This window comes from Sphingomonas ginkgonis, from assembly GCF_003970925.1.
Taxonomy (GTDB): Bacteria; Pseudomonadota; Alphaproteobacteria; order Sphingomonadales; family Sphingomonadaceae; genus Sphingomicrobium; species Sphingomicrobium ginkgonis.
The window spans coordinates 1,107,616-1,120,015 of the sequence record NZ_RWJF01000001.1 but is presented as its reverse complement, the minus strand read 5'-3'; the positions used below and the strand labels follow the sequence as shown (position 1 = coordinate 1,120,015).

Sequence of the window (12,400 nt, the reverse complement as noted above, 5' to 3'; positions counted from 1 at the left end):
AAACGGTCGGCCAACCCTGCCGCCTCATCGCCCTGCCGACAACGGCTTGGGTTAATCCCGAACCCGCCTACCCAGTCCGTCGCGCCGGGCACTCTTCAAGCCCCCCGAGGCCCGGCGCAACATTGATAATCATCAGGAGTGTTTCATGCGAGCGACCATCATCCTGTCCGTCGCGGCGAGCGTCGGACTGAGCGCCGCCGCCCTCGCCCAGACCACCACGCCTCCGTCGGGCAGCACCACAACCACCACCACCCCGCCGGCGACCACGCCCAGCGGCACGGTGCCCGCGACGCCGGCCACCCCGGCCGACCCGTCGGCGGGAATTCCGGCGACCCCCGCCACGCCGGCCACCCCCGGCAACTCGACGACCACCACGGGGTCGGGCAGCGACCAGTTGGGCACGGCGCCGACCACCGACACCACCACGACGAGCCCGACCACGACGGACTCGACCAGCACCACCACCACCACGACCTCGCGCAAGCACAAGCGCCGGCCGCGCTAAGCCAGGCGACCGAGGGAGCGGGCGGCCTCTGCGCCGCCCGTTTTTCTTGTTTCCAGCCGGTTTCCAGCCTCACATCAACCTGTCACATCCGCGTGCCATAGGGGCGGCATGGAGCAGGACATCGACTATCATCGCCAGCGCGCCCGCCGCGAGCTCGACCTCGGCCTGACCGCGCCCAGCCTCAAGGCCGCCCGTGCGCACCTGCGGCTGGCTGCCCTCCATTTCGAGCAACTGCGCAGTCTCAGCGGCGTTTCGTCGGAACGGCCGCTCCTCGCCTGCTAGGCGCCGGTGCCGGCACCAGGAGGAGACCGGCACGACATGAAGGCGACCAGCGCGATCATCCGCCGCAACGGCGGTCCGGAGGTCATCGAGTGGGAGGAGCGCGAGCTTCCCGCCCCGGCCGCCGGCGAGGTGCAGGTGAAGACCGGCGCCGCCGGCCTCAACTTCATCGACGTCTATCACCGCACCGGCCTCTACAAGGGCCCGCTGCCCTCCGGCCTGGGGGTCGAGGGCGCGGGGACCGTCGTCGCGGTCGGGCCGGAGGTGGACGGCTTCCGCGAAGGTGATCGCGTCGGCACCTTCGGCCCGGCCCGCGGAGCCTACGCCTCGGCCCGCAACGTGACGGCCGACAGCCTCGTCCACTTGCCGGACGACATCGACGACGAGACCGCCGCCGCGGTGCTCCTCAAGGGCTGCACCGTCGAGGCGCTGGTCGAACGCTGCGCCCGCGTTGAAGCCGGCGACGACGTCCTCGTCCATGCCGCCGCCGGCGGAGTCGGGCAGCTGATGGTCCAGTGGCTGAAGGCGATCGGCGCCCGCGTCATCGGCACGGTGGGCGACGAGAAGAAGGCCGACAAGGCGCGCGCGCTCGGTGCCGACGAGATCATCCTCTACAAGCAGGAGCCGACCGCCGAACGCGCCCGCGAGCTCACCGGCGGCAAGGGCGTGAAGACGGTCTTCGACGGGGTTGGCAAGGCGACCTGGGAGGACAGTCTCAAGTCCGCCCGTCGACGCGGCCTGATCGTCAGCTTCGGCAACGCGTCCGGCGCGGTCGACGGCGTCAACCTTGCCATCCTGTCGGCGCACGGCAGCCTGTTCGTGACCCGGCCGACCCTGTTCGACTATGCCGTCACCGCCGAGGAGCGGCAGGAGTCGGTCGACCGGCTGTTCGACTTCGTCCGCTCCGGCAAGCTCAAGGTCGAGATCGGCCAGCGTTTCAAGCTGACCGACGCCGCCGAGGCCCAGCGGCAATTGGAAGCGCGGAGCACCAGCGGATCAACGGTGCTGCTGCCGTGATTTCCACCCGACAACAGCCAGTTCGTTGCGGAAACTCACCGTATTAATTTGGCCCGTTGTCAACCACCTACAGCGCAGTTAACGTATCGGCTCGAAGGGGCGCGGTCGTGTGTTGAGCTTTCTGAACAACGGCGGCAAGATGGGTGCAACCATCCGGTCGCGCGATTGGTCGTCCGATCCGCTAGGGCCGCCCGAAAAGTGGCCGGCCGCTCTCAAGACCAGTCTCGGCCTGATCCTCGGATCGCATTTTCCGCAATGCGTTGTGTGGGGCGATGGGCTGGTCACTTTTCCCAACGACGCTTATCTACCCATTCTCGGCAACAAGCCCGATGCCCTCGGCCGGCGCTTCGACGAGATCTGGAGCGAGGTCTGGCCCTCTCTCGCTCCGCTGGTGTGCGAGGCGTTTGCCGGCTGCGCCAACTACATCGAGGATTGGCCGCTCACGATCGAGCGGAACGGCCCGCCCGAGCAGGTCTGGTTCACCTTTTGCTTCAGTCCCATTCGGGATGAGACCGGCAAGGTGGTCGGCATGCTCGACATCGTTACCGAGACCACGGCGCAGGTTCTGCTACATGACCGCCAGCGACTCCTGGCGGGCGAGCTGAACCATCGACTCAAAAATCTGCTCACCATCATTCAGGCGGTCGTCAATCAAACACTGCGCCGCGCCACTGATCTTGGCACTGCCAACGTCAACTTGTCCCAACGGCTAGCGGCGATCGGCCGTGCCGCCGACGTTCTGACCGCGGCGGAATGGGAGGAGGCGCCGATCCGAGATCTGGTCCGCAACGCGGTCGCGACCAGCAGCGGCATCGACAGCCGCTTTCGGCTGAGCGGCCCGGCAATCTGCATCAAGCCACTACCAGCGCTCGCCCTCACCCTCGCGCTGCACGAGCTGGTCACCAACGCGATGAAGCATGGCGCGCTGTCCAACGACAGCGGCACCGTCGACCTGAGCTGGTCGCTGCTCGCCAACGGCGAGGTCGACCCGCACTTTACGATGGCGTGGCAGGAGCATGGCGGCCCGCCGGTCAGACCACCGACCCGGCGCGGCTTTGGAACGCTGATGATCGAACGCTCGCTCCGCGCCTATTTCCCGGACGGCGTATGGACCCGCTACGAGCCCGACGGGCTGGTGTTCACCATCGACTCGCCGTTTCCCGGAGCGCGGCTCGCGGCCGAGCCGGTCACCAGCGACGAGGCGCCTACCCCTCGATCGTGACCTTGGTGCCGACCTGCGTCAGGTCGAACAGCCGCTCGGCGAACTTGAGCGGCAGGCGCACGCAGCCGTGGCTGGCAGGGTGGCCGGGATTGGCCCCGGCGTGGAAGGCGATGCCTTTGGGATCGTACATCTGCATGTAGGGCATCGGCGCATTGTCGTACTTGCGGCTGTAGCCCTTCTTCTTCTTGAGCATGACCGACCAGAAGCCGAGCGGGGTTTCACGGCCCTTCTTGCCGCTTGAGACGGTGGCGACGCCCACGAGCTGGTCCGCGCGGTAGACGAAGAAGAGCTGGCGCAGCAGATCGATAACGACCTTCGTGTCGCCGTTCGTGGGAACCGCGGCCGTCCACTTATACTCGCCCGGCTTGAGCGCCAGCGGCCCGAACGCCGCGACCGCATCCTTGTACGCCTGCGGGGCATTGCCCTGTGTCCACTTGTAGGGGAGCTGCGGCTCGGCCGGAGGCGGCGGCGCAAGCGCCACCTGCCTGGGCTGGTTCGCACAGGCCCCCACCAGCAGCGCGCCAAGCGTCGCCGTCACCAGCCCCTTCGAAATCCGCATGGCCCCTCGCCCTCGAATGTGTCCCCTTGACGCGATGCGGGAAAAAGTGCCGCTACGTCAACGGCTTGGTAAACGCTTGTTTAGCGTTAACCACTCGCTCCGAGGCAAGAAGGGCAGTCGTTAATCGTCCCGAACCATGGGACGTTCGAGTAATGCGGCCGCGGCTGGCTCCCGGCCAGTCGCGCGTCCGCGTTACTCCCACTCGATCGTGCCGGGGGGCTTCGAGGTGTAGTCGTAGGTGACGCGATTGATGCCCTGGACCTCGTTGACGATGCGGGTCGCGGTTCGGCTGAGAAAGTCGGCGCTGAACGGGTAGACGTCGGCGGTCATGCCGTCGACGCTGGTCACGGCACGCAGCGCGCAGACGCTGTCGTAGGTGCGCGCGTCGCCCATCACGCCGACGGTGCGGACCGGCAGGAGCACCGCGAAAGCCTGCCAGATCGCGTCGTAGAGCCCGGCGTTGCGGATCTCCTCGAGGTAGATGGCGTCGGCCTTGCGGAGGATGTCGCAGCGCTCCTTGCTGACCTCGCCCGGGATCCGGATGGCGAGACCGGGGCCGGGGAACGGGTGGCGTCCGACGAACGCGTCCGGCAGGCCCAGCTCGCGGCCGAGCTCGCGCACCTCATCCTTGAACAGCTCGCGCAACGGCTCGACCAGCTTCATGTTCATGCGTTCGGGGAGGCCGCCGACATTGTGGTGGCTCTTGATCGTCACCGACGGACCGCCGGTGAAGCTGACGCTCTCGATCACGTCGGGATAGAGCGTCCCTTGGGCCAGGAAGTCGGCGCCGCCGATCTTGCGCGCCTCGTCCTCGAACACGTCGATGAAGGTCTTGCCGATGAACTTGCGCTTGGCTTCGGGGTCGGCGACCCCGGCGAGGCCGGAGAGGAACAGCGTCTCGGCTTCGACGTGGACGAGCGGAATGTTGTAGTGATTGCGGAACAGCGAGACGACCTGGTCCGCCTCCCCTTGCCGCATGAGGCCGTGGTCGACGAAGACGCAGGTCAGCTGTTCGCCGATCGCCTCGTGGATCAGCACCGCGGCAACCGCGCTGTCGACCCCGCCGGACAGGCCGCAGATGACCTTGCCCGAGCCGACCTGGTCCTGGATGTCGCGGATCTTGGCCTGACGATAGGCCTCCATGCTCCACTCGCCCGAGCAGCCGCAGATGTGCCGCGCGAAGTTGGCGAGCAGCTTGCCGCCGTCGGGGGTGTGGACGACCTCCGGGTGGAACATCAGGCTGTAGCGGCGCGCCGCCTCGTCGGTGGCGATCGCGTAGGGCGCGCCTTCGGAACGGGCGACGATGGTGAAGCCGGGCGCGAGGCTCTCGACCCGGTCGCCGTGGCTCATCCATACCTGATGCCTCTCGCCGACCTGCCACAGCCCGTCGAACAACGCGCTGGGCGCCACCACCTCGATGAAGGCGCGGCCGAACTCCTTCTGGTCGGAGGTCACGACCTTGCCGCCCAGTTGCTGGTGGAGCGTCTGCTGGCCGTAGCAGATGCCGAGCAGCGGCAGGCCGCTGTCGAACAGGATTTGCGGGGCGCGGGGGCTGTCCTCCCAGGTCACCGACGAGGGTCCACCGGAAAAGATGATTCCTTTAGGCTGAAGGCGGTGGAAGGCCTCCTCCGCCGCGCTGAACGGGGCGATCTCGCAATAGACCCCGCTCTCGCGCACGCGGCGGGCGATCAGCTGGGTCACCTGGCTGCCGAAGTCGACGATGAGGATGGATTCGGAGGGCTGGAGGCTCATGGCCGGCGGATAGCCAGCAGCGCCCCTAAAGAAAAGCGCCGGGACCCGCGAAGGGCCCCGGCGCCGATCAGGCCGGAGACGGCCGTTGGCCTACCAGCGGCCGCGCTTGATGTCCGTGTCGAACACCCGGCCGTAGCGGTCGATCTTGCAGGCGATCCGGACGTCGCGGCTGTAGGCGCCGTTCCAGCCACCCCAGTTGCCGTAGTAACCGCCGCCGCCGTAGCCCGGCCGGCTGGTCGTCGCCCAGCCCCAGATCTTCAGCCCGTCGCCACGCCGCTCGATCTTGTCGAAGCTGACGACGCGCGCCCGCGGGCCGTAGCCGTAGCCGCCGTAACCGCCGTAATTGTTGAGCCGGGCTTCGACGGCGCGAGCGCACTGGTCCGACGCCCAGCGCTCCGGCCCGTAGTTATAGCCGTTGGTGGCGGCGTAAGTGCCCCGCAGGATGCTGTCGAGCACGTTGCCGATCAGCGTGGCCGGGCCGGCGCCGTAGCTGTAACCGCCCCATCCGCCGTAACCGCCATATCCGCCATAAGGGTTGCCGTACTGGGCCGCCGCGGGGGTGGCCAGCGCCGCGGCAGCGAGCGCCGCTCCGGCCGACATCGCCAGCGCCTTCCTGAAAGACTTCATTGCATCTCTCCTGTTTCCGGGCGTCGTTGCCGACGCGGGTCGTTCACCCGAACGTTCGATGTCCGAAACGGGCTGCATCGGTGCTGAACATGCCGGTTGGAAAGCGTTCAGCTTCGGGATTCACCTCCGTTTCGGTCCGTTGCACATGGAAACGTTAAGACTGGCCGCCTACCGGGAGGCTCCCTGTCCCCGAGTATCGCCATGCCCCGCACCGCCACCCTCAAGAACCAGCACGACGCCGCCGAAGCCCTGGTCGTCAGGATCAAGGACGCCTGCCGAACACCGCCGAGCGACGCGCAGGCGTTCCAGATCTCGCTGATGCTCGCCAAGCTGACCGGCCTCCTGCGCATCCACTTCGCGCAGGAGGACGAGATCCTCTATCCATTCATGGAAGCGGCCAGCGACGAAACCGCCGCCCGCACCGCCCGCGCCTTCCGCGAGGAGATGGGGGGCCTCAGCGCCACCTACGCCGCTTTCGCCGAACGCTGGCGCAACTCGCGCGAGATGACCGCCGACTTCCCGGCCTTCCGGCGCGAATGCGACGCGGTCTTCGCGGCGCTGGCCGAGCGGATCGCCCGCGAGAACCGGATGCTCTACCCGCTGGCGGACGCGCTTTCGGCGGACCTGCCGCACGCGGTCTGAGGCCCGGCGCGCCGGCCGCCCTGCCGGCGAACAAGCGAAGCGCAGCCGGAACGATCCGCCCGAACTCCCGTTGGGGGCTCGCGCGCGAACGATACAAGGCACATCCACAACACCATGGCTGGTGGCTTCGACAGCTTTCTCCAGGCGGGCTTCGAATGCTCGTCGCACCGGCGTCAGGATGGCGTCCGGCTCGACCTCATTCGCGCGACCTCGCACGACCGGCACGCCGACCGGGACTACCGGCTGTGCCGCGAGCTGGGCTTCCGCACCCTGCGCGACGGCGTCCGCTGGCACCTCGTCGAGCGCTCCCCCGGCCGGTACGACTGGTCGAGCTGGATGCCCGTGCTGGAAGCCGCCGAGGCGAACGGGCTGCAGGTCATCTGGGACCTCTTCCACTATGGCTCGCCCGACTTCGTCGACCAGGCTGGCCCCGACTTCCCCAAGCGCTTCACCGACTTCGCCATGGCCGCCGTGGAGGTGCAGCAGTCGGTCAGCGACGCGCCGCCGATCGTCTGCCCGCTGAACGAGATCAGCTTCCAGTCCTGGGCGGTGGAGGTCGGCTATTTCCCCCGCGTCGGACCCGACCAGAAGGGCTGGTTCAAGCGGCAGCTGGTGCGCACCGCGGTGATGGCCGCCGGCGCCATCCGCCGCCGCTGGCCCCGCGCGACCCTGTGCTGGGCCGAGCCGCTGGTCCATGTCGCGCCGCCCAGCCACCATCGCAACGACGTCCGCGCCGCCGAGCAGGCGCGGCTCGGCCAGTTCCAGGCCTATGACTGGATCATCGGCGCCGACGAACCGGAGCTCGGCGGCGATCCGAGCTTCGTCGACGTCGTCGGGCTCAACTTCTACCCGCACAACCAATGGTACCGCGACGGGCCGACCATCCCGATGGGGCACCATGAATATCGGCCGCTCGCCGACATGCTGGTCGAGGTCGCCGAGCGCTACGGCAAGCCGATCTTCCTGTCGGAGACAGGGGCCGAGGGCTCGGGCAAGGCGAGCTGGTTCCACTATGTCTGCAGCGAGGTGCGCGACGCGATGCGCCGCGGCGCGCGGATCGAGGGCATCTGCTGGTACCCGATCACCGCCTATCCCGGCTGGGACAACAGCCGGCATGCCGAGGCCGGCCTCCTCTCCACCGTCACCGCCGACGGCGCCCGCCACGTCGACGAGGGACTGCTCGCGGAAATGAAGGCGCAGCGGATCCTGTTCGACGAGCTGCGCGCCAGCCGCAAGCCGCGCGCGCGGGCGGCGGTCGCCGCCCGCTAGCCGCGCTGATCAGGTCCGCGGCGCGGGCTTCGGTCCGTCGCTCGGCGTGCCGATCATCGGCCATCCCTCGACCCATTCGACCTTGTCGATCAGCAGGATCCGGCGGCTGTTGATCTCGTCTTCCTGCCGGGTCCGGGGCCGGTTCACGTCGATCGCGTGGTAGACCATCCACCAGTCGCCCGCCTTGTCCGCGATCATCGAGTTGTGGCCGGGCGCGAGCCAGCGGTCGTTCTTGTGGAGCATCAGGCTGTAGGGCACGCCCCTCGCCTCCTCGAGCGTCTCGAACGGGCCGGTCGGCGAGCTCGAGCGGGCGACCATCACGCCATATTCGGCGTGCGGGCCGCAGCAATTGTCGCCCGAGTAGAAGAGATAATAGGCGCCGTCGCGGTGGATCAGCCAGCTCGCCTCCACCAGCCGCGGGAAGGCGCCCTTTACCGGGTTGGGCCAGATGAGTTCGACCGGGCGCGTGCCGGGCGCGAACGACAGCCGGTCCGCGCTCAGCTCCTGCACCTTGATCGGCTGGAAGCCCGAGCCCCAGTAGAGATACTTCTTCCCCGTCGCCGGGTCGTCGAACGCCATCGGGTCGATATATTCGAACCCCTGCCCGACCAGCAGCGGCGCGCCGATGTCGACGAAGGGGCCAGCGGGCGAGTCCGCGACCGCGATCGCCAAACAATGGTCCTTGGTCTCGGCGCAGGCGTCGGGCTTGGCCGAGTAGTACATGATGTAGCGGCCGTCGGCGAAGATGACGTCCGGCGCCCAGTAATCCTGCGTGGCCAGCCCCCAGGCCGGCTTGTCCGGAAGCGCGTCGCCCAGATGCTCCCACCGGACGAGGTCGGCCGATCGCGCGACCTGGATGTTGATCCAGCGCCCGTCGCGCCAGGTCTGGGTTGCATAAGCGTAATAGAAGCCGTCTTCGGCGAGCAGGACGGCGGGATCGGGAAAATCGGCGTCGAGCACCGGGTTGCAATAGGTTTCGAGCGTGGTGCCGGGCATGATCGCGGAATGGTCGCGAGCCGGCGCCGAACCCGCCTCGCGATCGTCGATGGAATAGCGCATTACGCGCCTCTAATTGGCGGAAAGCTCCCGGAAAAGTAGCCTCGAAGAAGAAGGCTCCGGTGTTTCGGCCCGGGCACAACCGGCATTATGCCGCCGGATCAATGACGCATGCTGAGAGCGGAAGTCGGGGTCGGACAACGGCGGCGTTCGGGGCCGCGCGACCTGGTTAATCCTTGTTCATGCGCGGCAACCGGGCAGCAGGCCGGCCGGTTTTCTTCCGGTCCCAACCCGAAAGGAGCCATGCACATGACCAAGAGTCTTGTCCTTCTCGCCGGCGCCGCGATCGCGCTGGCCGGCAGCGCCGCCGAGGCGCGCAGCTACTCCAACCAGATCGCCTGCAGCGGCTACCGCGACGGCCAGTGCGTCGCCTGGAACCGGCTGACCCGCAAGCAGGCCGGCGAGGTAAAGGTCGGAACCGTGTTCGGGCCGAACTACAGCTACTACAGCGACTATTCGACCCTGCCGCAGCCGCTCGTCACCCAGTACAGCCTCGCGCCCTCGGCGCGCTACGTCTCAACCGACGGCTACGTCTATGTCGTCGACCCGCAGAGCTATGCCGTGACGCGGGTGATTACCGTCCCCGCGCACTAGGCCCGTCCGTCGCCCCCCGGATCGTCGCCGATCGTCGGCGGCGATCCGGGCGCGGTCGGCCTAGAGCTTCAGCCCGGTATAATAGCCGAGGAAAGCGTAGACGTCGCTCGTCTCCTCGATGATCTTCGAGGTCGGCTTGCCCGAGCCGTGCCCGGCGCGCGTCTCGATTCGGATGAGGTGCGGCTTGTCGCCGGTCCCCGCCGTGCTCTGCAGCCGCGCGATATATTTGAAGCTGTGCCCCGGGACCACCCGGTCGTCGGTGTCGGCGGTCGTCACCAGCACCGCCGGATAGGGCTTTCCGCCCTTGATGTTGTGATAGGGCGAATAGCCCAGCAGCCGCGGGAAGTCGGCCTGCTTGCCGGGGTAGCCATAATCGTCGACCCAGTAGCGGCCGGCAGTGAAGCGATCGAAGCGCAGCATGTCCATCACACCCACCGCCGGGTGCGCGGCGGCGAACAGGTCGGGGCGCTGGTTGACCACCGCGCCGATCAGCAGGCCGCCGTTGGAGCCGCCCTCGATCGCGAGTTGATTGGGGCCGGTATAGCCGTTGGCCTTGAGATACTCGCCCGCGGCGATGAAGTCGTCGAACACGTTCTGCTTGTTGGCCAGCCGGCCGGCATCGTGCCACGCCTTGCCATATTCCCCGCCGCCGCGGATGTTGGCGAGCGCGAAGGTGCCGCCCGCCTCGAGCCAGGCGAGCCGGGTCGGCGAGTAGCTCGGCGGCAGCGGCACGTTGAACCCGCCATAGCCGTAGAGCAACGTCGGCGCGGGGCCGGTCGAGCCCTTCTTGCGGACGATGAACATCGGCACCTTGGTGCCGTCCTTGGAGGCGTAGAACTTCTGCTCGACGGTGTAGGCGTCGGGGTTGAAGTTGAGCTTGGGGGTTGCCCAGGCGGTCGCCTGCCCGCTGCCCACGTCGTAGCGGTAGATGGTGGTGGGACGGTTGAAGCTGGTGAAGGCGAAGAAGGTCTCGGAATTGCCGAGATCGCCGTCGAACCCGCTGGCCGAGCCGATCCCCGGCAATGCGATCGTCCGCCGCAGCCGGCCGTCGAGGCCGTGGACCCGGACCTCGGTCTTCGCGTCCTTGAGGTAGGAAGCGACCAGCGCGTCGCCGACCAGGCTGGCACTGTCGAGCGTCGCCTCCTGCTGGCCGATCAGGTCGCGCGAGACCGGGTTCGCCGCGGCGACGTCCATCGTCACCACCTTGAGCTTGGGCGCGCCCTTGTTGGTGACGAAGTAGAACTGGGTGCCGCGGTTGCCGACGTAGGTGAAATTGTCGGTGAAGCCGGGGACGATCACCCGCGGCCTGGCGCCGGGCCTGGCCATGTCGAGCAGCACGACCTCGTAGCGGTCGTCAGTCCCGCTCGACGAGGTCACCACCAGCCAGCGCCCGTCCTTGCTGACCTGCGCCTGGTGGTTGAGCTCGGGCCGGTCGGGCGTCGCGTAGAGCTTGACGTCGGCGCTCTGCGGCGTGCCGAGCCGGTGGAGGTAGACCTGCTGGTCGCGGTTGAGCGACTGGAAGGTCGCCCCGGCCGCGGGCTCGGGGAAGCGGCTGTAGACGAACGCCTTGCCGTCCTTGGTCCACGACAGGCCGGAGAACTTCACCCACTTGATCTCGTCGGGCAGCAGCTGGCCGCTGGCCGTGTCGAGCACCTTCAGCGTCCGCCAGTCGGTCCCGCCGTCCTGGATCGCGTAGAGGAGGTGCGAACCGTCCTCGCTCGGCTGCCACTCGGCCAGCGCGGTGGCGCCGTCCTTGGACCAGCCATTGGGATCGATCAGCAGCCGCGCCGGGCCGTTCACCGCGTCGCGGACGTAGAGGACGGACTGGTTCTGAAGCCCGTCGTTGCGGGTGTAGAAGTAGCGGCTGCCCTTGCGCTCGGGGATGCCGAACCGCTCATAGTCGTAGAGCGCAGTCATCTGCTGCTTGAGATGCTCGCGGCCCGGCAGCTCGGCGAGGAACCGGTTGGTCGCGCCATTCTCCGCCTCGACCCAGCTGCGGACCTCGGCGTCCCCGCGCACGTCGTTCTCGAGCCAGCGATAGGGATCGGCGACCTTGGTGCCGAAATGGTCCTCGACCACGTCGACGGTGCGGGTCTGGGGATAGGGCGGCACGGGCAGCGGAGCGCTGACGGGGGCCGGCGTGGGCGGAGCGTCGGTGGGGGGCGGGGCCATGGCGATGACGGGAGCGGTGGTGAGGAGAAGGGCGGCGAAGAGCAGGGACTGGCGCATGAATGCTCCGGAACGCGAGAAGGGCGCCTGCTGGCTAGCAGCGGCGCCCTTCGCTTATCCAGTGCCTTTCGTCGAAAAAGGGCTCAGGCGGCGAGCGCCTCGTCCTCCTCGGTCAGCACCGGGCCGGAGTCCTGGCCCTTGGCCGACACGTCGCGGTCGACGAACTCGATGATCGCCATCGGCGCCGCGTCCGACTGGCGGATGCCGGCCTTGATGACGCGGGTGTAGCCGCCGTCGCGACCGGCGTAGCGCTCGGCCAGCACGTCGAACAGCTTGACCAGCTGGGTGTCGTCGAGCAGCCGGGCGTGCGCCAGGCGGCGGTTGGAGAGGCCGCCGCGCTTGGCGAGCGTGATCAGCTTCTCGGTGTAGGGACGGAGCTCCTTCGCCTTGGCGAGGGTCGTCGTGATCTGCTCGTGCTTGATCAGCGCCGCCGCCATGTTGCGCAGGAGCGCGGTACGGTGTGCGGTGGTGCGCTGCAGCTTGCGATGGGCAACCTTGTGCCGCATGTCTTCAGTCCTTCGTTCGTCGGGGCCCCGTGTCAGGCAGGCCCGGCCAGGCGGATTTGCAGTGGGAACCGCCCCATGTCCCGTGCGCCGGCCAGCCCGAACGGGCCGCCTCGCGCGGCGCCCGTTAAGAGGGGCGAGCCTGA

Annotated in this window: 13 protein-coding genes; 7 read left to right on the top strand and 6 right to left on the bottom strand. The window is 68.1% G+C overall.

Features of this window, described 5'->3' with window-relative positions:
* Positions 1–145: 145 nt before the first annotated feature.
* From HMF7854_RS05415 to HMF7854_RS05405, 4 genes are all read left to right on the top strand, one after another.
* On the top strand, positions 146–505 hold the full coding sequence (locus HMF7854_RS05415; protein ID WP_126718157.1) for a hypothetical protein: 360 nt from the start codon (positions 146–148) through the stop codon (positions 503–505).
* Positions 506–613: 108 nt separating this feature from the next.
* The gene (locus HMF7854_RS15705; protein ID WP_185829166.1) at positions 614–787 is read left to right on the top strand and encodes a hypothetical protein; all 174 of its coding nucleotides are present in this window, start codon (positions 614–616) and stop codon (positions 785–787) included.
* A gap of 36 nt (positions 788–823) precedes the next feature.
* A complete protein-coding gene (locus tag HMF7854_RS05410) occupies positions 824–1,801 on the top strand; it encodes a quinone oxidoreductase family protein (protein WP_126718156.1) in 978 nt (325 codons plus the stop codon).
* Positions 1,802–1,913: 112 nt separating this feature from the next.
* Positions 1,914–3,023 (top strand): sensor histidine kinase, encoded by a 1,110-nt coding sequence (locus HMF7854_RS05405; protein WP_126718155.1) that lies wholly within the window; start codon positions 1,914–1,916, stop codon positions 3,021–3,023.
* Here HMF7854_RS05405 and HMF7854_RS05400 read toward each other — a convergent pair.
* The 3 genes from HMF7854_RS05400 to HMF7854_RS05390 form a co-directional block, all read right to left on the bottom strand.
* On the bottom strand, positions 3,007–3,582 hold the full coding sequence (locus tag HMF7854_RS05400) for a L,D-transpeptidase family protein (RefSeq protein WP_126718154.1): 576 nt from the start codon (positions 3,580–3,582) through the stop codon (positions 3,007–3,009). The genes HMF7854_RS05405 and HMF7854_RS05400 overlap by 17 nt on opposite strands.
* A gap of 192 nt (positions 3,583–3,774) precedes the next feature.
* Entirely contained in the window at positions 3,775–5,334 is a 1,560-nt protein-coding gene (gene guaA, locus HMF7854_RS05395) for a glutamine-hydrolyzing GMP synthase (RefSeq protein ID WP_126718153.1), read from the bottom strand.
* Between the two features lie 90 nt (positions 5,335–5,424).
* A complete protein-coding gene (locus HMF7854_RS05390; protein ID WP_126718152.1) occupies positions 5,425–5,961 on the bottom strand; it encodes a hypothetical protein in 537 nt (178 codons plus the stop codon).
* 201 nt (positions 5,962–6,162) lie between these two features.
* Here HMF7854_RS05390 and HMF7854_RS05385 point away from each other — a divergent pair, with 201 nt between their 5' ends.
* Both HMF7854_RS05385 and HMF7854_RS05380 read left to right on the top strand, forming a co-directional pair.
* On the top strand, positions 6,163–6,603 hold the full coding sequence (locus HMF7854_RS05385; RefSeq protein WP_126718151.1) for a hemerythrin domain-containing protein: 441 nt from the start codon (positions 6,163–6,165) through the stop codon (positions 6,601–6,603).
* 114 nt (positions 6,604–6,717) lie between these two features.
* A complete protein-coding gene (locus tag HMF7854_RS05380; RefSeq protein ID WP_126718150.1) occupies positions 6,718–7,872 on the top strand; it encodes a glycoside hydrolase family 26 protein in 1,155 nt (384 codons plus the stop codon).
* A 9-nt stretch (positions 7,873–7,881) separates the two neighbouring features.
* Here HMF7854_RS05380 and HMF7854_RS05375 read toward each other — a convergent pair whose 3' ends face one another.
* Positions 7,882–8,931, bottom strand: a complete 1,050-nt coding sequence (locus HMF7854_RS05375) for a glycoside hydrolase family 43 protein (RefSeq protein WP_221766413.1) — start codon at positions 8,929–8,931, stop codon at positions 7,882–7,884.
* A 246-nt stretch (positions 8,932–9,177) separates the two neighbouring features.
* On the opposite strand from HMF7854_RS05375, the gene HMF7854_RS05370 reads away from it, so the two are divergent.
* Complete coding sequence (locus HMF7854_RS05370; RefSeq protein WP_126718149.1) at positions 9,178–9,522, top strand: hypothetical protein; 345 nt, start codon at positions 9,178–9,180, stop codon at positions 9,520–9,522.
* Positions 9,523–9,582: 60 nt separating this feature from the next.
* Here HMF7854_RS05370 and HMF7854_RS05365 read toward each other — a convergent pair whose 3' ends face one another.
* Both HMF7854_RS05365 and rplQ read right to left on the bottom strand, forming a co-directional pair.
* The gene (locus tag HMF7854_RS05365; RefSeq protein ID WP_239016849.1) at positions 9,583–11,751 is read right to left on the bottom strand and encodes a prolyl oligopeptidase family serine peptidase; all 2,169 of its coding nucleotides are present in this window, start codon (positions 11,749–11,751) and stop codon (positions 9,583–9,585) included.
* Between the two features lie 83 nt (positions 11,752–11,834).
* Positions 11,835–12,257, bottom strand: coding sequence for a 50S ribosomal protein L17 (gene rplQ / locus HMF7854_RS05360; RefSeq protein ID WP_126718148.1), 423 nt, complete (start codon positions 12,255–12,257; stop codon positions 11,835–11,837).
* Positions 12,258–12,400 lie beyond the last annotated feature (143 nt).